The sequence below is a fragment of the Actinomyces oris genome, from assembly GCF_001937665.1.
Lineage (GTDB): Bacteria > Actinomycetota > Actinomycetes > Actinomycetales > Actinomycetaceae > Actinomyces > Actinomyces stomatis.
In genome coordinates this window covers 44,368-67,009 of record NZ_MSKL01000023.1, presented here as the reverse complement: position 1 = coordinate 67,009, position 22,642 = coordinate 44,368, and the positions used below count along the sequence as shown (strand labels likewise).

Genomic DNA, 22,642 nt, shown 5'->3' with positions numbered 1-22,642 from the left:
GAGCCCACCAAACACCCTTATGACCGTGTGAAAACCTGCGTTGAACCACACCAAACTATCAGACCAAGTCGCATTGAGGAGACAATGGTGGCCGATACATCGCCAATTCGCGACTACAGCAGTTCTGCCGGAACCCCATTCTACGCGTACGCCACCGAGCAGATGGTCTCCATCGTGAGAGCTTGGGCGGAGCACACCTGGCCCATCACTCTTGACGAAGCCTTCCTCCTGCGCGACCAGTGCGGGTGGACCGGAGCCCCGCACGACGGTACTTTCTTCACCACCCCCGTGAGCAGCGGGGAGACAGACGGCACCATCATGGAAGATACCCGGGACCGCAGCCTCGTCAACAGCATCGATGCTCGATTGACCACCTGGGTCCCCGTGGAACTGGAGGCGCGCGTATCTGCTATCACGCAGTCCGTCTACACCGACTACCGGAACGCCCTGACCACAGTATACGGCCCACCCAAAGAAGGCAGGGACAAGTTCGGTCCCCACAGCGACTGGATGCTCCCCAGCAACGCATCCATAAACCTCGCCTCTGTAGGAACATTTGTCGAAGTCACCATCAACTCGCCAACCGAAACACACAACGCGGCGCTGGCCGCCTACTATGAAAGCAAGTACGGACCCGACCTCCCCTAGAGCGGACCGTATAAGCACACCATTCTCATGAGCCCACCAAACACCCTTACGAGCGCGTGAAAACCTGCGTTGAACCACACCAAACTATCAGACCAAGTCGCATTGAGGAGACAATGGTGGCCGATACATCGCCAATTCGCGACTACAGCAGTTCTGCCGGAACCCCATTCTACGCCTACCCACCCGACCGGATGATATCCATAGTCAAGGCTTGGACGGAGGCTCCCTGGCCCATGACTCTGCAGGAGGCCTTCACGCTACGCGACCTGTGCGGATGGGTTGGTTCTCCAGATGGTGACCGCTACTTCAGTACCCGAGTCAGCAACGGCATGGAGGATAGCCACATTCTTGTCGACACCGGCGATCAAAGCCTCACCTGTGGTGTCGACATCATGATTACCACACGCGCCGTCCTCCAGTTTCGAGAGAAGACATCCCAAATAACGCACTCAATTTACAGAGAGTACCTGGATGCGCTCTTGAAACTGTATGGCGACCCCAAAGAGCAACTTGAGCATACAGGACTGTACGTGGACTGGATCCTCCCAAACGGATCCTCAGTTTTTCTTTCACCAGGAAACACTTATATCTCACTCTATATCCGCTCGCCAGAAGCGACACTCTCAGCGATCCCCAGTTAATCAATAGTTAGGACATGGGAATGGAAAATGCATCCGCCACAATCGACTTCACTCAGGCTGCGGGATTCACGTTCATCACATACTCAGCAGAGCATTTTGCAACCTTGGTGAGAACATGGACAGAGCACCCGTGGCCTATCAGCAAAGAAGGAGCCTTCACTCTTTGCGGCCAGTGCGGCTGGACGATCATGACTGGAGAAGAGGAACTATTCAGCATCCCCATTCCTAACGGAAATAACAACGGAACCATTAGGTACGATTTCATCAGTCCCGGCATCATCTCAGGAATCGACATCGAACTCACTCCCCGTCCGCCCACAGAGTTGATACCGAGAACGACTCCTGTCGTTCATAGAATCTACAATGACTACCTGAGTGCAATCTCAAGCCTGTACGGGAGACCTACAACCAGCAGTAACGAGGTCGGGCAATCAGGAAGCTGGACACTTCCCAACCACATCTCATTAATTCTGATCCTCAATCAGACATACCTAAAAATGCGCATCCATTCGCCAGCGCAAACAGAAAGAAACATGCAGGCCATTCGCCGCATCGTAGACCATGGATGCGACTGAAAACAGACCATAGAATCCACACACTGCTTTTCCCGTTCCGGCGACAATACACCTATTCACAGCGACCAAGGTCGCAGCAAGACCTACCCTGAAATGCTAAACACCCATGCACCCCACACCCGACTACCAACAATGAACAGTTGAACTATGAAATTTAACTCATCACCAAACGGCATTCCCGACACCCTCATGCACAAGAACGTTGACGCCCACGGAACCAATAACGACCTAGAAGCTACACTCACACGTAACCTTTATTACAAAGAGCAGGTCACCAACGTTCCAGCAGAATACTATTACCATGTTGGGGACGTTTCCTTCGACGGATATCGGGATGGCATTCCCGTCGACGCCAAAGGTGAGGGGCTACTCAAGTTCATAGAGACAAACTGGACAGCCTCAGTTTATGGAAATGGTGGACTCGTTGACTGGACACTAAGGAGACTTGAAGCCGTCCGCAATGCGGGAGCCACAACCCCCATCCAATGGCACATCGCCGAAAAATATACGTTCGACGTCCTCAGAGACAAGCAGGATTGGGGCGAATTCCCTGCCGAGATCGAACTCTTCTACACGCCACCCAACTAACATCTCAGATAATCAGCACCACGAGGAAAGGACAATGATCATGGAATGGCGCCTACACATGAGGCGGCGGGCTCTTGGTGACCCGGTCTCTGAGGGGCGTCGGGTGTGGGAGTGGATCCAGCAGGTCAGGCCCCTGCACCTCTCCCTGGACCTGTGGCGCCCCACCGCCGACAGCCGTCAGGAGGCCGAGCAGTCCCCACCCATCACCCAGGACTACCTCCTCCAGTACATCCGCGACGTCCAAGCCACCTCCAGCTTCCCCGACTTCGGCCTCGCCCCGGCCTTCTCAGGACAGATCGGACAGGGCAACAAGCTCGAGCTGAGCTTCAACATGCCCACACCCGGAGACGCCAGCATCGGACTCATGATCGGCCAGGCTCTCGGGTCCGCCCTGGACGCCAGCGAGGACCTGGCCGACACCCTCATGCACACCACCGCCAGCACCTTCACACCCAACATCATCGGAGCCCTGACCCGTAAGGACCACCCACTTAACCCCACCCCAGAGCCCTACAACTACATTCCGGGCTGGAAGATGTTCTTCGCCTCCGACTCACCCCCCTACCAACGAGCCACCCAGCTGGCCACCAGCATCGCCCCTGTGGGTAACGGCGCCATCTTCACCTTCGGCACCCCCGACACCTACCCCACCATCCTCAACCAATGGTGACCAACCGGCCAGCACACGAGGCCCGCAACACCATCGTCGAGCACGCCCGCCCACTGCACCTGAGCACTAACACCAACCGCGGCGCGTGGAGCGAATGTGGAACAGCACATTTCGGCGGGTGTCGGGGATAAGACACGAACCGTCTCTGTCATCACAAAAGCACCACCTTAACTGTTCACACGATTCCATGACTCCATAACTGGAAGAAATCCATGAGCATTAGTTTCCTGTTTCCAGAACTCAGCGCAGCACAGACGATAACAGACGGAAGTATATTTCTTCTTGAGGCCAACAAAAGATGGCCAGGAAGCAGGGTTCTACAGTGGGGAGAGGACGAGCGTGAAACTGACGTCGACATCATCATCAACCCTGATGACATAGCAGTCACCGTCAGTCATTTTCGCGATAATAAACTCATCTCAGCTGATGGTGCATTAGATTTTGAGGAGGCGGCTGATATCGCTGCCTGGGTCCGTTCACTGAACCCCGACCCGAATCTGGTGCTGTGGTTCACTACCAGTGTCTTCGACGGACACACTGTCCTTACACCTGGCATCACACCTCAGCAGGTCATCGACCAGTGGGTCGACCACACAGAGCACGACCCCTACATCGAGTACCCCCAGTACTTCCACTAAAGGAGGCAACCATGCGATGGGACCTCAGTTTCAAACGGCAGGCTCTTGGTGACCCGGTCTCTGAGGGGCGTCGGGTGTGGGAGTGGATCCAGCAGGTCAGGCCCCTGCACCTCTCCCTGGACCTGTGGCGCCCCACCGCCGACAGCCGTCAGGAGGCCGAGCAGTCCCCACCCATCACCCAGGACTACCTCCTCCAGTACATCCGCAACGCCCAAGCCACCTCCAGCTTCCCCGACTTCGGCCTCACACCGGCCTTCTCAGGACCGATCGGACAAGGCAACAAACTCATGCTGAGCTTCAACAGGCCCACCCCCGGAAACGCCGGCATCGTACTCATGATCGGCCAGGCTCTCGGGTCCGCCCTGGACGCCAGCGAGGACCTGGCCGACGCCCTCATGCACACCACCGCCAGCACCTTCGCACCCGGAATCATCGGAACCCTGGCCGGCAAAGAGCGCCCACGCTCTCCTACTCCACCGCCTTACAGATACCTGCCGGGCTGGAAGATGTTCTTCGCCTCCGACTCGCCCCACTACCAACGAGCCACCCAGCTGGCCACCAGAACCAACCCGGTGGGCAACGGCGCCATCTTCACCTTCGGCACCCCCGACACCTACCCCACCATCCTCAACCAGTGGTGATAACCAACCGCTGCGCGCGGCCCAGATCAGTCATCGAGCAGAACTTCCGTCTCTATCCCTCGTAGGCCGCTGAGGCACGTGAAACGGCTCCTGAACCGGAGCGCGAGGGACGGGTTGAGAAGAGCGGAGGCGGCAGCCGGGGACAGAGTGTCCACATCTGCAACAAAGGGGATTCGACGCCACTCACCGCACCAGCAGCAACCGCGAAATCATGCGGTTTGCTTCCGGAGGAGCGAGACAGTTCAGAGCCTTTGCTGCAGATGTGGACATCCACACCGTCGGTACCCGACGAGAGGGCGCTTCCGGAGCGTCTGCCGGAGGCCGTCGATTCTCGTCAGGAGACGCCGAGGATCGCCTTGATCGGGGCGAGGGTGAAGTAGACGACGAACATCGCGCAGGCCACCCACATGAGCGGGTGAATCCTCCGCGCCCTGCCCTGAGCCACCTCGACGACCAGGTAGGACACGAAGCCGGCCCCGATCCCGTTGGTGATCGAGTAGGAGAAGGGCATCATGATGATGGTCAGGAAGGCCGGCAGGGCGATCTCCGGGGACTTCCAGTCGATGTCGGTCACCTGCATCATCATGAGGAAACCGACCACCACGAGCGCCGGGGTGGCCGCCTCATAGGGGACCATCTTGACCAGCGGCGCGAAGAACATGGACAGGGCGAACATGCAGCCGGTGACCACGGAGGCCAGACCCGTGCGGGCCCCCTCCCCCACGCCCGCGGCGGACTCCACGTAGGAGGTGTTGGAGGAGACGCCCCCGACACCACCGGCGATAGCAGCCAGGGAGTCGACGACGAGGATCTCGCGTGTCTTGGGCGGGTTGCCGTGCTCGTCGAGCAGGTCACCCTCGGCGCCGATGGCGACCATGGTGCCCATCGTGTCGAAGAAGTCGGCCAGCAGCAGGGAGAAGACCAGGAGGATCACTGAGACGATGCCGACCTTGTGGACACTGCCCAGCAGGCTGAAGTGACCCAGCGTCGACAGGCTCGGCAGGTCCACCGGGAAGCCGTCCAGGTGCGGCTCGGACAGGGACCAGCCGGTGAGGTTGAGAGGACCCTTCTCCGGGTCGTCGTTGAAGGGGCCCAGGTGGGCGACGGCGTCGATGATGATGGCCAGGACCGTGGCCGAGGCGATACCGATGAGGATGGCGCCGCGGACCTTGCGCACGTGGAGCACCACCATGAGGAAGAGGCCGAAGAGGAAGACGAGGACCGGCCAGCCCTGAAGGGAGCCGCCCAGGCCCAGCTCCAGGGGGGTGCCGCCGCGGCGCACCATCTTGGCGTCCACCAGTCCGATGAGCGCGATGAACAGACCGATGCCCACCGAGATCGCGGTCTTGAGCTGGTCCGGGACGGCCTTGAAGACGGCCTCTCGGAAGCCGGTGAGCACTAGGACGAGGATGATGATGCCCTCGATGACGATGAGGCCCATGGCGTCGGCGTAGGTCATGCCCTGGGTGCCCACGAGGGTGTAGGCGACCATCGCGTTGATCCCCAGGCCCGCGGCCAGGGCCATCGGGTAGTTGGCGACGACGCCCATGAGGATCGTCATGACCGCGGCGACGAAAGCGGTGCCGGCGGCGAGCTGGGCCTCGGTTCCCGGGGGACTCGCCTTGGACAGGATTGCGGGGTTGAGGACGAGGATGTAGCTCATCGAGAAGAAGGTGACGATGCCGCCACGGATCTCTCGGGAGATGCTCGAACCGCGTTCGGTGATGTGGAAGAACCGATCCAGCCCGGAGATCTGGCCGGATGAGGAGGATGATGCCGACGAGGACTTGGTGGGAGTACGGGAGCTCACGGCGGCATTCTTTCAGAACATCACGCGCTGAGCGAAACTGAGCGATACCGTCACCGCTCCCCCAGTGCTCGCCCTGATGCTCAGGCCCCGGAATTGCTGTCACACCCTCGTGGAAGGATGGTCGGTGAGACCGGACGGGAGGAGGTGATGGCAGTGACCGAGTCAGTAGGGGACCCTGCCGTCGCGGGGCCGCACGAGCCGGGCTGGGAAGGATTCTCCCCGGCCACGCGCACCTGGTTCCTCAGCGCCTTCCCCGCCGGCCCCACCCCTGTGCAGGAGCGGGCCTGGGCCGCGATCGGCCGGGGTGAGAACGCCCTGGTCATCGCCCCCACCGGTTCGGGCAAGACGCTCGCGTCCTTCCTGTCAGCCATCGACCGCCTGGGGCGGGAGCCGGTCGCGGAGGAGAAGGGGACCGGGGCGGCGTCAGGACGAGCGCCGGCCGAGGCCGACGGCGTGCGGGTCCTCTACATCTCCCCGCTCAAGGCTCTGGGAGCGGATGTGGAGCGCAACCTGCGCCGGCCGCTGGCGGGAATCTCCGCCGTCGGCCCCACCCGCCCGATCTCGGTGGGGGTTCGCTCGGGGGACACGCCCACGCGGGAGCGTCGTCGGCTGCGCAGTCATCCGCCCAGCATCCTCATCACGACGCCGGAGTCGCTCTACCTCATGCTCACCAGCGCCGTGCGGGAGACGCTGCGGACGGTGGAGACGGTCATCGTCGACGAGATCCACTCCTTTGCCGGTTCCAAGCGCGGCACACACCTGGCCGTGTCGCTGGAACGCCTCGATGACCTCCTGGGGCGCCCGGCGCAGCGCATCGGTCTGTCCGCCACCGTCTCGCCCCCTGAGGAGGTCGCCCGCTTCCTCGGCGGGCCGCACCCGGTGACGATCATCGCCGACGACGGCCGGGCGACGCCGGAGGTCACGGTGGCCGTGCCGGTGGAGAACATGGCACGCGTCCCGGCGATCTCGGACCGCCGCACCCGGATGGAGCGGGCGCTGGCGGCACCCGCGAGCGCGGGCAGTGGCCGCGGCTCCCGGCCCTCCGGGCTCGGGCGGGCGGGGTCCTCGCATGCCTGGCGCTCCGACCGGGCACTGGGGCGAGCCATGGCGGCGGGGCGGGCTGACGGGCCCGGTGCCGGGGTGCCCGCCCGGGTGTCGGCCTCGATCTGGCCGCACCTTGAGAACGCGATCCTCGACCAGGTCCTGGCCCACCGCACGACACTGGTCTTCGTCAACTCCCGGGGTGCCTGCGAGCGGCTCACTGCGCACCTCAACGAGGCCTACGCCGCGCGTCTCGGGGCGGCGGCGCCGACGCCGCAGGTGCCGGTTCACAGGGAGTCCTGGGAGATGGGAACCGGTTCGCACACCGAGCCCCTGGCGGCGGGCGCCCCGGTGATCGCCAAGGCCCACCACGGGTCGGTCTCCAAGGAGCAGCGTCTCGGTGTGGAGCGGGAGCTGGCCGCGGGTGAGCTGAGGTGCGTGGTGGCCACGGCCTCGCTCGAGCTCGGCATCGACATCGGCTCGGTCGACCTCGTGCTCCAGGTGGCGCCGCCCCCGTCGGTCGCGGCGGGCCTGCAGCGGGTGGGGCGCGCCGACCACCGGGTGGGCGGGCGGCCGCGCGGCGTCATCTACCCCGTGGAGCGCACTCACCTGGTGGACGCCGTCGTCGCCGCTGAGGGGATGCGCGCCGGGGCGATCGAGCGCACGGAGCTGGTGTCCAACGCCCTGGACGTGCTGGCACAGCAGACGGTCGCCGCGGTGAGTGTGGCGGGTGGGCTGACGGCCGACGCCTGGTTCGCCACCGTCACTCGGTCGGCCCCCTACACCTCGCTGCCGCGCTCGGCCTTCGACTCGGTCCTGGAGCTGCTGTCCGGTGGCTTCGCCTCGGCGGACCTGGCGGACTTCTCGCCGCGGATCGTGTGGGACCGCGCCACCGGTGAGCTCAGTGCCCGGCCCAGCACGCAGCGGCTGGCGGTGGCGTCCTCGGGCACGATCCCGGACCGGGGCATGTTCCCCGTCGTCCTGCCCGAGGGGGCGCAGGATTCCGGGCGGCGGCGGGTCGGGGAGCTCGACGAGGAGATGGTGCACGAGTCCAGCCCGGGGGACATCATCACGCTGGGGACGTCGAGCTGGCGGATCCGTCAGATCACGGGGGACCGTGTCGTCGTCGACCCGGCCGAGGGGCGCAGCGCCCGCCTGCCGTTCTGGAAGGGCGAGGGGCTGGGCAGACCTGCGGCCACCGGGCTCGCCAAGGGCGTCTTCCTGCGTCAGGCGCAGGCCTCCTTGCCGTCGGAGGCGGGAGCCGGGGAGTCGGAGGGCGAGCAGGCGCTGCGGCGGCGGCTCACGGAGGCGGGGCTGGATGATCATGCCCGCAGCAACCTGCTGGCGCTGCTGCGCGAGCAGTACCGAGCCACCGGCGCCCTGCCGACGGATGAGACCCTGGTCCTGGAGCGCTATGAGGACGAGTCCGGCAGCTGGCGGATCATCGTCCACAGCACGCTGGGTCGGTGCGTCCACGAGCCCTGGGTGATGGCGATTCGGGAGCGGGTGCACCAGCTCCTGGGGGTGCGCCCGCAGATCATCGTGGCCGACGACGGCATCGTCCTGCAGATCCCACCGGTTGAGGGCCGCCTCCCGACGGCCGGGCTCATCACCTTCGACGCCGCGGAGATCTCCTCCCTCGTGCGGAGCAGGATCGAGACGACGGCGCTGTTCGCGGCCCGGTTCCGCGAGTGCGCCGCCCGCGCCCTGCTCATGCCCGCAGCCCGCCCGGGGCACCGCACGCCGTTGTGGCTGCAGCGGGTCAAGGCCGGCCAGCTGCTCGAGGCCTCCCGCCAGTTCCAGGACTTCCCCGTCAGCGTGGAGGCGGCGCGCGAGTGCCTCCAGCAGTACTACGACCTGCCCGCGCTCACCGACCTCATGGAGCGTCTCGCCTCCGGCCGGGTGCGCGTCGTCGAGGCCGTCACCAGTGAGCCGTCGCCCTTCGCCCATCCGCTGCTGTTCGGGTACGCGAGCACGCTGATCTACCAGGAGGACCTGCCCCACGCCGAGCGCCGGGCCCAGCTGCTCTCCCTGGACCCCAAGGTGCTCGACGCACTGCTGGGCGACGGCGGCGTCGCGGATCTGCTCGACGACGAGGTCCTGGCCCAGGTGGAGGCCGAGCTCCAGCACCTGGCTCCCGGTCGGCGGGTGCGCGCCGATGCCGAGGGGATCGCCGACCTGCTGCGTGAGCTGGGTCCGTTGAGCGCGGCCGAGCTGGTCGAGCGGTGCACCGACCTCGACCGGCGGGAGCCGGGAGAGGAGACGCGAGGAGACGGCGTGGACGGGGCCGGCGACGACGTCGAACGCGGGGACAAGCGCAAGGTCGAGCGGACGGTCGGGCGGGCGCTTGCCGAGCTGGCCGGGGCGCACCGAGCCGCCGCGGTGCGGGTCGGCGGGCGGGAGCTGTGGGCCCGGGTCGAGGATGCCCAGGATCTGCGGCGGGCCCTGGGAGCGGAGGTCCCCGACTGGGCGCTGGAGCGGGCTGAGGCCGGTGGCGCTGTCGAGCGGACCGCGGTGGCCCGTTCACCGCTGAACGACCTGCTTCTGCGTTACGCGCGCACCCACACGACTGTGACGCCGCAGCGCGTGGCGCTGGCCTTCGGGCTGGGGGCGGCGGTGGCGGAGGGAGCCCTGGCCGAGCTGGCCGGGGACGGCTCCCTCGTGGACCTGGGGGCCGCGGGGTGGATGGAGTCGGCGGTTCTCACCCGGGTGCGCCACCGCTCCCTGGCCCGGGCGCGGGCCGCCGTCGCGCCGGTGCCACCCGCGGCTCTTCAGCGTCTCGTGCTGGAGCGGGCGGGGCTGGATGAGCCGGGCAGCGGCGTCGACGCCCTGGCGGAGGCCCTGGCGGCACTGGAGGGCGTGTGGCTGCCGGCCGGCCTGTGGGAGTCGGTGGTGCTGCCCGCGCGCGTGGCCGACTACCGGCCGGCCATGCTTGATGAGCTCATCGCCTCCGGGGAGGTCGTCTGGCAGGCGCGGCCCGTCGGCGATGCCGTGTCCCGGTCCGGTCCCACCCGGGTGAGGACCGGGGCCGACGACGTCCCCGCTCCGGGCGAGATCGCCTTCTTCCCCACGGACTCCGCCCTGGCGCCGGTCGCCGGGGAGGCGACCGCCCCGGGTGAGCCGGAGGCGCCGGAGGGCCGGGAAGCGGGCGTCACCGGGGAGGGGCTCTGGCAGCTGGTTCGTGAGGGGGCCGCCACGGGCCGCTCCTTCGAGCCGGTGCGCCGGGCACTGGCGCCCGCCGCCGGGACGCGCACCGCACCATCCTCACGGCGGGTGCGCAGCCGCCGGGGCCGTCGCCTCATGATGGAGATGCCGCGCGCCGGGGAGGTGACAGCGGCCGGGCGGTTGTCCTCCGTTCTGGGCTCCACCTCCTGGGTGAGGCTGTCTTCCGCCTCGGCGGGCGATGAGGAGCGGGCGATCGCGGAGGTGGAGTCTCTGCTGGACCGCTACGGGGTCGTCTCCCGCGACCTCGCCCTGACCTTCGGCGGGGCGGGAGGGCTCGGGCCGCTCATGCCGGTGCTGCGGCGCATGGAGGAGACCGGGGTGGTTCTGCGCGGCGGTTTCATTGAGGGCCTGGGGCCGGTGCAGTTCGCCGAGCGGGAGAGCGTTGACCGGCTGCGGTCCCTCAGCCACGACCCCGGCGGCGCGGCGGCAACACCGGTCGTGCTCGATCTCAAGGACCCGGCCTGTCTCGTCGGGCGCGGGGTGCCGTGGCCTGAGCCGGTACTGCCCGCAGGCCTCGGCGAGTCGGCCCGGGACCGCAGCGAGCAGACGAGTGGCCCGCCGGTCCGGCGCCAGGGGGCGAGCGTCGTCGTGCTGGGCGGCGCCCCGGTGCTCTACGCCTCGGAGAACCTCAAGGTCCTCATCTCCTACACGTCCGAGCGCGAGGATCTGGTGCGTGCCCTAACCGCGCTGGCGGCCGACAGGCAGCGGATGTTTGCGCGCCAAGGGGCCGCGGCGGTCAGGCGCCGCACAGTGGTGGAGTCCCTCAACGGGGTCACCGCGCTGGAGCCCACCGTGAGCGACCTCTTGCGTCAGGCCGGTTTCGTGCGCGATCCCAGGGGGATGCGGCTCGCCGTCGGCCCTTACGGGGCCACTTGGCGATGAGCGGGCCGGCCCATCACCGGTGACAGAAGCCGGCCCATGGTGCGCTCCACGCGTCCACAATGAGGACATGGCCGATCCGCACCCCGTCACCGGAGCGTTCTTCGATTCCCCGGTCCCTCCCGGGACCGGGTGGCCCGAGGATCCCGCTACTGCCGCCACACCCGTGGCCCGATCGGCCGCCGATGTGGCGCACCTAGCCGGCGCATCGTCGGATCTGCCCGCGCTCGACGCCCGGATCACGGTGTGCCGTGCCTGCGACCGGCTCGTGGCCTGGCGTGAGGAGGTGGCCCGGACCGGCCGTCGCGCCTCCTTCGCCCATGAGCCGTACTGGGGGCGACCGGTGGCGAGCGTCGGGTCGGCGGATGCCCGCATCTACGTCGTCGGGCTGGCACCCGCGGCCAATGGGGCGAACCGCACCGGCCGCATGTTCACCGGGGACCGCTCCGGGGACTGGCTGTGGGCGGCCTTCCACCGGGCCGGCCTGGCGACGTCCCCCGCCTCGACGGCGGCCGGCGACGGGCAGCAACTCATCGGGGCGCGCATGGGCGCCGCCGTGCGTTGCGCCCCGCCCGCCAACAAGCCGACGACCGTCGAGCGCGCCACCTGCGCGCCGTGGCTCGCCCGCGAGATCGCCCTCATGCCTGAGGTCAAGGTGCTGCTGGCGCTGGGCGGGATCGGATGGGGCGCGGTGCTGCGGGTCACCCGCGAGGCCGGATGGGCCCTCCCCCGCCCCCAGCCGCGCTTCGGCCACGGGGCGACGGCGGAGCTGACCAGGCCCGACGGCAGAGCGGTGACGCTGCTCGGCAGCTACCACCCCAGCCAGCAGAACACGTTCACCGGTCGGCTCACCGAAGCGATGCTCGATGAGGTGCTGGCGACCGCCAAGCGCCTCGCCGAGGCATGATGACGGGCCGCGGCTGACGCGGCTTCAGGAGCGGTTGGGCAGGATGGCCTCGAGCTCGGCGAGGGTCCGCGGTGTCTGCTCCACGGAGGCACCTGCCTCAACATTCTCGGTGGCCTCGGAGGCCGCGTCGCCCTGGGGCACGTCGATCCCGAGGGCGAGGGACAGGCCGGCGACGGCGGCGCGGGCCGAGGCGGCGCGCTCGCTGGACGTGTCACTGGGCTCACCGCCGGCGGGGGCCGGTGAGGACGGCTCCGCGGTCGCCGCGAGGGACAGGCCGGCGACCGCGGCATCGGGGGCCGACGAGGCCGACGCCGCTGCGGTCGCCCTCTCCAGGTCCCCCAGGTCGAGCTCCACCAGGCGGCTGCTGCGTTCCGCGGAGGCTTCCTCCGGCGAGTCGGCCGTACGAAGGCGGCGCGTCGAGGTGGCCGCACGACGAGAGCGCTTCGCGGCGGGCTTCTGCTCAGTCTTGCCGGACTTCTTGCCAGCCTTCGTCCCGGATGCCTCCGGCCGCTCCTCCGCTGCGGGCGCGGTGGCATCCGCACCAGAGGCGCCGGCCTCGGCCTGAGTGCCTGAGGCGTCAGCGCCGGCGGCTTCGTCAGCGGCGCCGTCGGAGTCGGCGGCGGCCCTGTCAGCATCGGCCGGGGCGTCGGTGTCCCGAGCCGACGACTCCGCATCGGCTCCCTGACCGGGCGCGTCTGCCGCGTCCTCGGCGGGGGCGCCGCCCGGCTCGCCGTCGACGTCGTCGGACTGCTGGGCGGCGATCTCGGCGATGCTGTGGCCCTCGCGCAGGTCGAGCCCGTTGGTGCTCAGCGGCACCATGAGGTGGTCGTCGACCCGCGAGGGGTTGATGGGCCACTCCGGGCCCTGGTCGGGCAGGTCGGTCTCGGAGTGGGCGCCGCAGCCGTGGTCCAGGGAGACGACGCTGCCGTCGTCGGGGGCCCACTCGTTGGCGCACACGCCGAAGATGGCGCGCAGGGCACCGGCCATGGGCAGGAAGAAGCCGCAGGTGGAGCAGGTGGCGTGGGCCTTGCGGACGCCCTCGGCGTCGGGGCCGTGGTCGCCGCCGTACCAGCGCTCGGCGGCGCTGGCGACGCCCTGGGCGCTCAGGACCCGGGGGCGGCCCAGGTCGAGCTGGTCCAGGGCGACGGCGTCGGCGTCCTTACCGGTGGCCTCCCACCCGGGTTCGAGGCGCTCGTCGGTCTCCTTGCGGGGCAGGCGGTCGGAGCGGGTGATGTCGCCGGGTTCGAGGCGCTCGGCCCACGGGACCCAGGCGGGTGCGAGGAGGGCATCCTCGCCGGGGAGGAGCCCCATCTCGCAGACGGTGGCGGTGCGGCCGCGCGGGACGCGGCTGAGCGTGACCGCCCAGCGCCAGCCGCGGTAACCGCTCAGGGTGCAGTCGAACAGGTGGGTGACGAGGCGCTCGGCGTCGGGGACGGCGGCCAGGTACTCGCCGACGGTGATGGGGTCGGTGACCTCCTCCAGCGCGTGGCGGGCGAGCTCGATGGCGGCCGGAGAGGTGAGGGTCTTGTCCTTGGCGGCCTGGGCCTGCTGGCTGGGGGTCGGCAGGGCGCCGGCGCGCGGCACAGTGGCCGGCGAGGCCGCGCCCGGGGCCGGGCGCTCCAGGGTCGCCGTCGAGGTGCGCGCCCCGGTGGCGGCGCCCGCCGAAGAACCCGATCCGGTCCCGGTCGTGGGCTCGCCCGAGGCGTTGGTGTGAGAGTCGATCGTGTCGGTCACCCGGCCAGTGTAGGGGAGGCTCCTGAAACTGCCCCGGCCCGCACGGGTTGGCCTGGGCACACCGGCCCGCCCTCCAACACTTCGACCGAATCTTCGTAATCGACGCGGCTCCGCGTCGTTTTTGAAGATTTTGTCGGTGAGTGAGAGAACCGTCAGTTCGCCTCGACCGAGACGATGCGGTGGACGGCGACGGTCAGCTCGGTCTCGCGCACGACGTCGCGCAGGCGCACCCGCCCGGGCTCCACGGCCATGACCCGCACCTGACGCTCCTGCACGGCGCCGTCGGGGCCGGCCAGACTCAGCCGCAGCCGCGAGCGCGAGGACTGGGCCTGGCGCAGCACCGCCAGGGCGTGCACCGGGTCGGTGGCCACAGCCGTCTCTCCGGCGGCCTGCAGCGCCTCCTGCCCCACACGCAGCCGCCCCACGAGGGTCGTCAGCTCACGCCTCCCGGGCCGACGCCGTCGCACCGAGTGCTCGCTGCCGGGGCGTGAGGGCTCAGGGGCCCGGCGCGCCTGCTGCGCGGTGGCCGATCCGACCACCAGGTGGCCGCCGGCGTCCTCGGTCACCGGCGCCAGCCCGGAGGCGCGCAGCTCGCGCAGCACCTGCCCGGCGCTGGCCGTGGCCACGAGGATCCCGGGAGCCACCTGGTCCAGGCCGAGGTCCTTCAATCGCGGTTCGACCAGGAGCCCGGCGGCCGTCGCCTCATCGCCGATCCGCAGCAGCGCGGACACGGCCCGCACCCGCACCGCCCCGTGGTGGCGGGCCGCGTCCTGGATGAGCACGCTCAAGGAGTCCGGCAGGGGCGTGGGACTGTAGCGGCCGATCGCCTGGGTGATCTCCTCGGCCCGGTAACCGACGTCGAGCGCGCCGCGCACCGACTCAGGGGTGAAGCGCACCGTGAGCGCCCCGCCGCGCGACTCGACGACGCTCGTGCGTTCCAGCAGCGCGGCCAGCTCGGGGGCGGGCCAACCGGGCACGATGGCGGTGAGGTCGGACTGGACGAGGATCGTCTCGACGGCGGCCGGCAGGTCCGCCGCGAGCGCCGCCTCCAGGGCTGCGAGGATCTCGTCATCCGACAGCGACTCGGCGAGCGCGTCGCCGCCCGCCTCCTCGGCGCGACTGGTACCGAGGAGGCTGCCGCTGAGTCCCGCGTCCTGCTCGTCGAGGCTCGCCGCCGCCCGTCGGGCGAGGATCCTGCCGGCCTCGGTCAGTGCCCCGGCGCCGGTGATCCCGAGAGCATCGGCCTCGGCCAGGACCGCGGAGATCGCCCCGCCCGGGATGGTGCGCCGGGGGCTCTCCCAGGTCAGGGCCGCCCGCACGAAGGCAGGGGTGGTGCTGGTCCCCTGCGGGAGGTCACCCAGGAGGGCGAGCACTCGGGCGCGCAGTCGCGCCGCCCACCCGGCCTCCAGGTCCGGGTCGAGGACGGCGCGCAGGGTTCCGTCGTCGTCGCGCGTGCCCGCCAGCCAGGGGGTGCGGGCGCTGCCCGACCAGGCCAGGGCGAGCGGCGCCCAGCGCTGGGGAAGGCTGTCGGCGAGCCAGCCGGCTGCCAGGGAGGAGGGCACCCAGGTGGCGCCGTCGTCGTCGAGCCCCAGGAGCCCGGCGCCCGCGGTGATCTCGACGATGCGGGCGGCCGCGTCGACCTCCAGGTCGAGGGCGTCGGCGGTGCGGGCCAGGGCACGCGCGCTCACTCCGCCGGTGCGGCGGATCGTCCCGCCCTCGCGGCCCCACTCCTCCAGGAGGGCGGCCACGAGCCGGATGGTCTCCTCGGCGTGGAAGGAGGACTCGGAGGCGACGACGTCGGCGCCCACCGTCTCCAGGTCGCCGGCCTCGGGTGCGGTGAGGGGCTCGCGGGTCAAGCGTCCGCCGCGCAGGGCGAGGGCGACCTGACGCGGCAGGATGAAGCGGGTGCGCCCGCTGGGGTCGCTGCTGCGCTCCAGCCAGCCGCGTTCGATGAGCGGGGCCGCCCCCGGCGCGGAGCCGCCCGCGCGCAGGGTGCCGGCGGGCGGCCCCCAGGTGAGGGCCTGGAGCATCTCCACGGAGGCTGTCGGGACGACCGGCTCGCCGCCATCGCCGGCGGCGTCCTCGATCAGCTCCTCCAGGGTGGGTGGCAGCTGCTCGGCGCTCAGGGGCTCGGCGGCCCAGGGCCCCAGGCCGAAGGGGTGCGGCCCGAAGGCCGCCTCCAGCGCGGCCACGGGCCTGCCCTCGACGACGAGCGCCAGCCGACTCAGCTGTCCCAGAGCCTCGGTGGCCTGCTCGGCAGGCAGCGGCAGGTGGGCGGCGACCAGCCCGGCAAGGTCAGCACTGTCAGCACTGTCAGCACTGTCCGGATTGGCCGGATTGGCCGGATGGCCTGCGGGATCGCTGGCCGGCTCGCTGCCGGCCGGTTCACCACCGGCCCCACCGGCCGCATCGGCGAGTCCATCCCCGGCTGCCTCGGCGCCCTCAGTGACTTCGGTTGGCCCGGTTCCGTTGGCCTGGCCCGACTCATCGAGCTGACTGAGAGCCACCACCGCCTCGGCCACGGCCAGCGTCGGTGCATCCAGCCCGGCCAGGGCGTGCTCGATGCTGCCCTGAGCCCCGGCGCGGGTCGCCAGCGCCAGGAAGGAGGAGGACGGCGGTGCGACCAGGTCGGGGCGCGCCACCAGCAGGGCGGCGACCTCTCGGTCCGGCAGCGCCGTCAGGTGCACGGCGAGGTCCTGGGTGGAGGCGGAAGGGCTCATCCGCACCAAAATACGCCCCCGCCCCACTCACGGACAGAGTGGGGCGGGGTGAAGAGCCTGGACTAAGAGTGAGGCCGACACCAACCGCCGGCGCCGACTACTCAGCCTCCGTCTCCTCGGAAGACTCCGAGTCCTCACTCGTCTTGAAGGCGGTTCCGAGGGCCAGGCCCATTGCCCACCCCACCGGCAGCCACAAGAACCAGGGACCCGGTGCCGCCACACCCATCGCGACCCCCAGCATAGTTCCGTAGATCATGGGCCAGAACCACGGCGTAGCCGGCCCCTGAGGCGGCTTGAAGGCATCCTCGATGACCTCCGACCAGGCAGCCCAGCGGCCGCGCTGACCGGCGCCGGACGCCTCGTGGTCGCCTCCAGTCTGATTGAGCTCATTGTTCATACCGCCACCCTAAACAGTCCGCCCGATTGGATACCTCATCCTATGGAAGGAGACCCGGCCGGGCCTCGGGGAGGGCGCTGGTGTCCAAATCGGAGACAAAGGGACCCGACCGCCCCTGAGGCCGGCAACGCGAACCGTGGAATCATGCGGTTTTCTTTCGCAGGCCGGAGCCCGTCTCGCGCCTTTGTCACCGATTTGGACACGAGCCCGCAGATGTCACCGTTTCTGGCCCCCTGTAGCGCCTCCCGACCCGCATCCAGGGCTCGAACTCGCGCCCGACGACTCACGCGCCGCCGCTGCAGCCCAGGATCCGGGCCATCCGGCACGCGGGCATGAGCTGAATGTTGGCGCAACGTCACTGTCGGTAGCGCTGTCAGCTACGCGCGCCCGGGCATGACGCCGGCTGGCTCGCCCCTCCCGCTGGAAGAGGAACGTCTCCTCCGTCACGGCGGCGCGGCGCCCCGGCTTGGGATACTCCCGCCCATGTCCGCCACGCCCAGCGATCCTGCGTCCCCGGTGTCGTCGGTCCCCGACGGCCCGCTCATCGTCCAGTCCGACAAGTCCGTCCTCCTGGAGGTCGCCCACCCCCGGGCCGGGCAGGCCCGCCGCGCCATCGCCGCCTTCGCCGAGCTGGAGCGCGCCCCCGAGCATATCCACACCTACCGGATCACCCCGCTGGCCCTGTGGAACGCGCGCGCCGCGGGCCTGGACGCAGAGACGGTCGTCCACACCCTCATCACCCACTCGCGCTTCCCGGTGCCGCACGCCCTGCTCACCGAGATCGCCGAGACGATGAGCCGCTACGGCCGCCTCCAGCTCCTCACCGACCCCGCCCACGGCCTGGTCCTGCACGCCACCGACGTGCCGGTCCTGGAGGAGGTCATGCGCTCCAAGCGCACCAAGGGCCTGCTGGGGACCCGGCTCGGGGAGGCCGACGTTGTCGTCCACCCCTCGGAGCGGGGCCACCTCAAGCAGGTACTCATCAAGCTGGGCTGGCCGGCCGAGGACCTGGCCGGCTACGTCGACGGCGAGGCCCACCCCATCACGCTGACCGACTCCCCCAGCACCTTCCAGCTGCGCCCCTACCAGTCCGAGGCGGTGGAGAGCTTCTGGGCGGGGGGCTCGGGCGTGGTCGTCCTGCCGTGCGGGGCCGGCAAGACCCTCGTGGGCGCCGCCTCCATGGCCAGGAGCTCGACGACGACGCTCATCCTGGTCACCAACGCGGTCTCGGCGCGTCAGTGGAAGGAGGAGCTCATGCGCTTCACCACCCTGACCGAGGAGGAGATCGGCGAGTACTCCGGCTCGCGCAAGGAGGTCCGCCCCGTCACGATCGCCACCTACCAGGTCCTGACCACCCGCCGGAAGGGCGTCTACCCGCACCTGGACCTGCTGGACTCCCACGACTGGGGGCTCATCGTCTACGACGAGGTCCACCTCCTGCCCGCCCCGATCTTCCGGATGACCGCGGACCTGCAGGCGCGCCGCCGCCTGGGTCTGACGGCGACCCTCGTGCGCGAGGACGGCCGCGAGGACGAGGTCTTCAGCCTCATCGGTCCCAAGCGCTACGACGCCCCCTGGAAGGACCTGGAGAACCAGGGCTGGATCGCCCCGGCGATCTGCACCGAGGTGCGCCTGACCCTCGACGCCGGCGAGCGCATGGCCTACGCGACCGCCGAGCCCGAGGAGCGCTACCGCCTGGCCGCCTGCTCACCGCACAAACTGCCGATCATCGACGCCCTCCTGGCCCGCCATGAGGGCGAGTCGGCCCTGGTCATCGGCCAGTACGTGGATCAGCTCACCGAGATCGCCGAGCACCTGGACGCACCCGTCATCACCGGCTCGACGACGGTGCGCGAGCGCCAGCGCCTCTACGACGCCTTCCGCTGCGGGGAGATCCGCACGCTCGTGGTCTCCAAGGTCGCGAACTTCTCCATCGACCTGCCCGGGGCGAGCGTGGCGGTCCAGGTCTCGGGCTCCTTCGGATCGCGCCAGGAGGAGGCCCAGCGGCTCGGCCGGATCGTGCGCCCCAAGGAGGACGGCCGCCAGGCCCACTTCTACACGGTTGTCGCCCGCGACACCGCCGACCAGGAGTACGCCGCCCACCGGCAGCGCTTCCTGGCCGAGCAGGGCTACGCCTACGCCATCATCGACGCCGAGGACCTCGCCGAGGACGGCTGAGCCCGACCCGACGGCCAACCAGGCGCACCACCAGGCACACCGGGCCGGCCGGGTCCGGCGACCCGCTCAGCGCGACAGGCGGCGGGCGCGCACGTTGCGCACGAGGACGCGGGCCAGGGTGCGGCCGAAGGCCTGGATGGCGGGGTCGACCCTCTCGGCCTCCTCGCGGGCGGCGGCCCCGGCGCTCGCGGCCGCCTCGGGCAGGTCGGCGGCCGTGGCCCCGTGAGTTCCGGCGGCGCCCGGCGCGGCGCTCCGGCCGGCGGCCACCTCCAGGGCGTCACGGGCGGCCTTGAGCGAGGCCGCGTCCATGGTGCCGGCCAGGTCGTTCAGGGCGTCGCGGGTGCGCCAGTAGGCCACGCGCGCCGGGTCGGACTCGGGGTGGTGCTGGAAGGCCAGGAGCCGCCCGGCCCGCCAGGTGTGAACCGGGGAGCGGTCGGAGGAGGCCAGCAGGATGGCGGCCTCGGGCAGGTGGGTGACGGCGTCGTGGTGGGAGACGATGACGGGGAAGCGGGTGCCGTCGGAGGTGCGGATCCCGGCGCGGTGGGCGGCGCGGATGGCCTCGGCGGCCACGGCCCCGAAGACCGGGTCGCTCTCGCCGGCGGCCGTGATGGTCAGCTCCACGACGCCGACCTCGTCATTGCCCAGCGCCGGCACGGCCGTGGAGCCCCCGAGGGCCTCGGCGGCCACCTGGGCCCCCAGGCAGATGGCGATGGCGGGGACGTCGTCGGCGACGACGCCGCGCAGCAGCTCACGCAGGTCCGCCAGCCAGGGGTGGTCGCCCTCGTCGTGGGCGCTCATGGAGCCGCCCAGCACGACGAGGCCGTCGCCGATCTCATCCAGGCCGGGAATGGGGTCGCCCCGCCAGGGACGCACCATGCGCAGCGTGGCGCCCTCGGCGAAGAGCCACTCCCCCAGGCGTCCCACAGGCGCGAGCTCCTCGGGCTCGATGACGGTGATCGTGAGCGTATCTGTCATGGACGACATTCTGCCGGTGGTTCGGTTGCCTGCGCGCGGTGACAGGCGCAGGCGTGCCGCCTGAGGCGAAACGACTTGCTCACACCCGCGCCCGGCGGGGACGATGTTCCGGATGAAGAACCAGCAGCCCCCACTCTCCCGTCCTTGGCACCAGATGGCCCTCTCCGGCGTCGCGACGGCGATCGCCCTGGGGCTGCTGGGACTCTCGGCGGGCGCCGCAGCCGCGCCGACGACGGCCGGCTCTGCGCCCCGGCCCCTGACCTCCTCCGTCCCGGCTGCGTCGGCCGTGTCGGCGGGTGCGCCCCGGGCGCTCCCGGCGGCGTCGACCACCCTGACCCAGCACGTCACCGATGAGCTCGGGATCCTGGACGCCTCCAAGGCCCAGCAGGCCGTGGACACGATGTCCTCCAAGTACGGCGTGGGCCTGTGGGTGCTGACCGTCTCCGACTCCAGCCACAAGGCCTCCGCGATCGCCGAGCAGGCCTTCAAGGACACGAAGCTGGGGCGTGACGACATGCTCCTGGTCATCAACATCCCCTCCGACGGCTCGGCCTCGAAGAGCTACAAGCTGCAGGCGCACAGCAACTCCTCGAAGTTCTCCGAGTCCGACTACAAGCGGATCGACTCGGCCCTCAAGAAGCAGCTGAGCGCGGGCAACTACGACGACGCCGTGGCCGCCATCCCGGATAACATGTCCGGCTCCAGCGGCTCGGGCAGCTCGAGCGGCTCGGGATCCTCGGCGCTTCCGCTCCTGCTGGGCGGGGGCGCGGTCGCGGCCGGCGGCGCCGCCGCCTGGACGGTGTACAAGCGCAGGAAGAACAAGGAGAACGACGACATGCTGTTCGGCAAGCGCAGGAAGCAGGACACCGCGGGCGGCGCACCCGGGAACCAGCCCGCGGGCCCCGCGGCGATGACGGTGGAGCAGCTGCGCACGCAGGCCGGCAGCGCCCTGGTCCAGGCAGATGACACGGTACGCGCCGCCGCCGAGGAGCTGTCCTACGCGCAGGCGCAGTTCGGCCTGTCCGCCACGGACGCCTTCACCGCCGCCCTGGACAGCGCCCGCAAGCACCTGTCACGGTGCTTCGAGCTGCGCAAGATCCTCGACGACGACATCCCCGAGACCGAGCCGCAGCAGCGCCAGATGTACACCGAGATCCTCCAGCACTGCTCGGAGGCGGTCGGTGAGATCCGCGCCCAGGAGGAGGCCTTCAACAAGCGGCGCGGCATCGAGGCGAACCTGCCGACGTCGATCGCGGAGACCGCCCAGCGGGCGGACGAGACCGAGCAGGCCATCGTCATGGCCGAGACGATCCTGGTGACTCTCAGTGCCGCCTACCCCGCCTCCTCCCTGACCAGCGTGGCCCAGGCCCCCGAGCAGGCCCGCCGCCTGCTGGCCGCCGGGCGCACCGCCCTGGACCAGGCCCGCGCCAGCGTCGAGGCCTCTCAGGACGCGACGGCCGTGGAGCAGGTGCGCATCGCCCAGGGCTCGATCGCCCAGGCCGGCGAGCTGGCCGCACAGGTCACCGGTGCCCGCGAGCGCCTCCAGAGCGCGGCGAAGGATCTGGAGGCGGCCATCGCCTCGATCTCCTCGGACCTGGTGGACGCCAAGCGCCTGGAGGGCTCGGTGCCGGCGGCGACCCTGGCCCCGCTCGTGGCCGACGCCGAGGCCGCCGTGGAGCAGGGCCGTCAGGCCAGCGGGGCCAACCCGACCGGCGACCCCCTGGCCGCCCTGGACCACCTGGCCCGGGCCGAGGCCGCCATCGACGCCGCCCTGGCGCCGGCCCGCGAGCGCGAGGAGAACGACTCGCGCGCCCGGGCCTCCCTGGGCTCGCGTCTGGCCCGCCTCAACTCCCAGGTGGAGTCGGTGACCTCCTACATCACCACCTACCGCGGGGCGGTGGGTCCCTCGGCGCGCACCGCGCTGAGCGAGGCCGCCCGTCACGCCACGGCCGCCACCAGCGTCCAGACCACTGATCCGGTGGCGGCCCTGGCGGAGGTTGCGGCGGCCGAGCCGCTCGTCGCCCAGGCCCAGGCCCTGGCCGAGGCCGATGTGCGCGGCTCGTCGTCGAGCTCGTGGGGCCCGCACTCCGGTGAGGGCTACTCCTACTCCGGCGGTTACGGCCGCTCGGGCGGCGGGCTCGACCTGGGCTCGCTCCTGCTGGGAGGGCTGCTGCTGGGCGGAGGCCACAACTACGGCGGTTGGAGCTCCCACCACCACGACAGCGACTGGGGCGGAGGCGGCGGCTTCTTCTCCGGAGGTGGGGACTTCATGAGCGGAGGCGGCGACTTCTTCGACGGGGGCGGCGACTTCTGAGTCGCGCCCGTCTGGCGGACGCCCCCGCTCGCACGCCCGTCATGCCCTGAGCGATGCGGCC

16 protein-coding genes are annotated in these 22,642 nt (G+C 69.9%); 11 read left to right on the top strand and 5 right to left on the bottom strand.

The genetic code is table 11. From position 1 onward, the window contains the following. From BKH28_RS09100 to BKH28_RS09085, 7 genes are all read left to right on the top strand, one after another. The coding region (locus tag BKH28_RS09100) for a DUF6301 family protein (protein ID WP_218638023.1) at nt 1-648 on the top strand (648 nt) is incomplete at its 5' end. Nucleotides 649-764: 116 nt separating this feature from the next. After that, a complete protein-coding gene (locus tag BKH28_RS13410) occupies nt 765-1,289 on the top strand; it encodes a DUF6301 family protein (RefSeq protein ID WP_143224117.1) in 525 nt (174 codons plus the stop codon). A 14-nt stretch (nt 1,290-1,303) separates the two neighbouring features. Further along, entirely contained in the window at nt 1,304-1,864 is a 561-nt protein-coding gene (locus tag BKH28_RS13405) for a DUF6301 family protein (protein ID WP_143224116.1), read from the top strand. Nucleotides 1,865-2,011: 147 nt separating this feature from the next. Beyond that, the gene (locus BKH28_RS13400) at nt 2,012-2,452 is read left to right on the top strand and encodes a Tox-REase-5 domain-containing protein (protein WP_143224115.1); all 441 of its coding nucleotides are present in this window, start codon (nt 2,012-2,014) and stop codon (nt 2,450-2,452) included. Nucleotides 2,453-2,510: 58 nt separating this feature from the next. Next, nucleotides 2,511-3,122, top strand: a complete 612-nt coding sequence (locus tag BKH28_RS09095; protein ID WP_143224122.1) for a hypothetical protein — start codon at nt 2,511-2,513, stop codon at nt 3,120-3,122. Nucleotides 3,123-3,334: 212 nt separating this feature from the next. Next, on the top strand, nt 3,335-3,760 hold the full coding sequence (locus tag BKH28_RS09090; protein WP_075418496.1) for a hypothetical protein: 426 nt from the start codon (nt 3,335-3,337) through the stop codon (nt 3,758-3,760). Nucleotides 3,761-3,771: 11 nt separating this feature from the next. Next, complete coding sequence (locus tag BKH28_RS09085) at nt 3,772-4,401, top strand: hypothetical protein (protein ID WP_075418495.1); 630 nt, start codon at nt 3,772-3,774, stop codon at nt 4,399-4,401. Between the two features lie 334 nt (nt 4,402-4,735). Here BKH28_RS09085 and BKH28_RS09080 read toward each other — a convergent pair whose 3' ends face one another. Then, entirely contained in the window at nt 4,736-6,211 is a 1,476-nt protein-coding gene (locus BKH28_RS09080; protein WP_075418494.1) for an NCS2 family permease, read from the bottom strand. Between the two features lie 147 nt (nt 6,212-6,358). Between BKH28_RS09080 and BKH28_RS09075 the strand changes: the two genes are divergently transcribed. Then, a complete protein-coding gene (locus tag BKH28_RS09075; protein ID WP_075418522.1) occupies nt 6,359-11,359 on the top strand; it encodes a DEAD/DEAH box helicase in 5,001 nt (1,666 codons plus the stop codon). A gap of 67 nt (nt 11,360-11,426) precedes the next feature. Continuing rightward, the gene (locus BKH28_RS09070; protein WP_075418493.1) at nt 11,427-12,263 is read left to right on the top strand and encodes a uracil-DNA glycosylase; all 837 of its coding nucleotides are present in this window, start codon (nt 11,427-11,429) and stop codon (nt 12,261-12,263) included. Between the two features lie 24 nt (nt 12,264-12,287). Here the strand turns inward: BKH28_RS09070 and BKH28_RS09065 are convergent, their stop codons facing one another. The 3 genes from BKH28_RS09065 to BKH28_RS09055 form a co-directional block, all read right to left on the bottom strand. Continuing rightward, complete coding sequence (locus BKH28_RS09065) at nt 12,288-13,997, bottom strand: DUF3027 domain-containing protein (protein WP_081380104.1); 1,710 nt, start codon at nt 13,995-13,997, stop codon at nt 12,288-12,290. 152 nt (nt 13,998-14,149) lie between these two features. Then, entirely contained in the window at nt 14,150-16,717 is a 2,568-nt protein-coding gene (locus tag BKH28_RS09060; RefSeq protein ID WP_256695614.1) for a helicase-associated domain-containing protein, read from the bottom strand. Nucleotides 16,718-16,814: 97 nt separating this feature from the next. After that, entirely contained in the window at nt 16,815-17,114 is a 300-nt protein-coding gene (locus tag BKH28_RS09055) for a hypothetical protein (protein ID WP_075418492.1), read from the bottom strand. A gap of 483 nt (nt 17,115-17,597) precedes the next feature. Between BKH28_RS09055 and BKH28_RS09050 the strand changes: the two genes are divergently transcribed. After that, nucleotides 17,598-19,292: a DNA repair helicase XPB gene (locus BKH28_RS09050; RefSeq protein WP_075418491.1), complete on the top strand. Its 1,695-nt coding sequence runs from the start codon at nt 17,598-17,600 to the stop codon at nt 19,290-19,292. 66 nt (nt 19,293-19,358) lie between these two features. Here the strand turns inward: BKH28_RS09050 and BKH28_RS09045 are convergent, their stop codons facing one another. Further along, the gene (locus BKH28_RS09045; protein WP_075418490.1) at nt 19,359-20,267 is read right to left on the bottom strand and encodes a type 1 glutamine amidotransferase; all 909 of its coding nucleotides are present in this window, start codon (nt 20,265-20,267) and stop codon (nt 19,359-19,361) included. Between the two features lie 112 nt (nt 20,268-20,379). On the opposite strand from BKH28_RS09045, the gene BKH28_RS09040 reads away from it, so the two are divergent. Further along, a complete protein-coding gene (locus tag BKH28_RS09040; protein ID WP_075418489.1) occupies nt 20,380-22,581 on the top strand; it encodes a TPM domain-containing protein in 2,202 nt (733 codons plus the stop codon). The last annotated feature ends 61 nt before the right edge of the window (nt 22,582-22,642 follow it).

What these genes read in the sequence shown, in the direction of transcription:
- BKH28_RS09045 (WP_075418490.1), bottom strand. Translation starts at nt 20,267, where the DNA reads ATGACAGATACGCTCACGATCACCGTCATCGAGCCCGAGGAGCTCGCG.
- BKH28_RS13400 (WP_143224115.1), top strand. Translation starts at nt 2,012, where the DNA reads ATGAAATTTAACTCATCACCAAACGGCATTCCCGACACCCTCATGCAC.
- BKH28_RS09070 (WP_075418493.1), top strand. Translation starts at nt 11,427, where the DNA reads ATGGCCGATCCGCACCCCGTCACCGGAGCGTTCTTCGATTCCCCGGTC.
- BKH28_RS13405 (WP_143224116.1), top strand. Translation starts at nt 1,304, where the DNA reads ATGGGAATGGAAAATGCATCCGCCACAATCGACTTCACTCAGGCTGCG.
- BKH28_RS09040 (WP_075418489.1), top strand. Translation starts at nt 20,380, where the DNA reads ATGAAGAACCAGCAGCCCCCACTCTCCCGTCCTTGGCACCAGATGGCC.
- BKH28_RS09095 (WP_143224122.1), top strand. Translation starts at nt 2,511, where the DNA reads ATGAGGCGGCGGGCTCTTGGTGACCCGGTCTCTGAGGGGCGTCGGGTG.
- BKH28_RS09085 (WP_075418495.1), top strand. Translation starts at nt 3,772, where the DNA reads ATGCGATGGGACCTCAGTTTCAAACGGCAGGCTCTTGGTGACCCGGTC.
- BKH28_RS09050 (WP_075418491.1), top strand. Translation starts at nt 17,598, where the DNA reads ATGTCCGCCACGCCCAGCGATCCTGCGTCCCCGGTGTCGTCGGTCCCC.
- BKH28_RS09055 (WP_075418492.1), bottom strand. Translation starts at nt 17,114, where the DNA reads ATGAACAATGAGCTCAATCAGACTGGAGGCGACCACGAGGCGTCCGGC.
- BKH28_RS09060 (WP_256695614.1), bottom strand. Translation starts at nt 16,717, where the DNA reads ATGAGCCCTTCCGCCTCCACCCAGGACCTCGCCGTGCACCTGACGGCG.
- BKH28_RS09075 (WP_075418522.1), top strand. Translation starts at nt 6,359, where the DNA reads ATGGCAGTGACCGAGTCAGTAGGGGACCCTGCCGTCGCGGGGCCGCAC.
- BKH28_RS09090 (WP_075418496.1), top strand. Translation starts at nt 3,335, where the DNA reads ATGAGCATTAGTTTCCTGTTTCCAGAACTCAGCGCAGCACAGACGATA.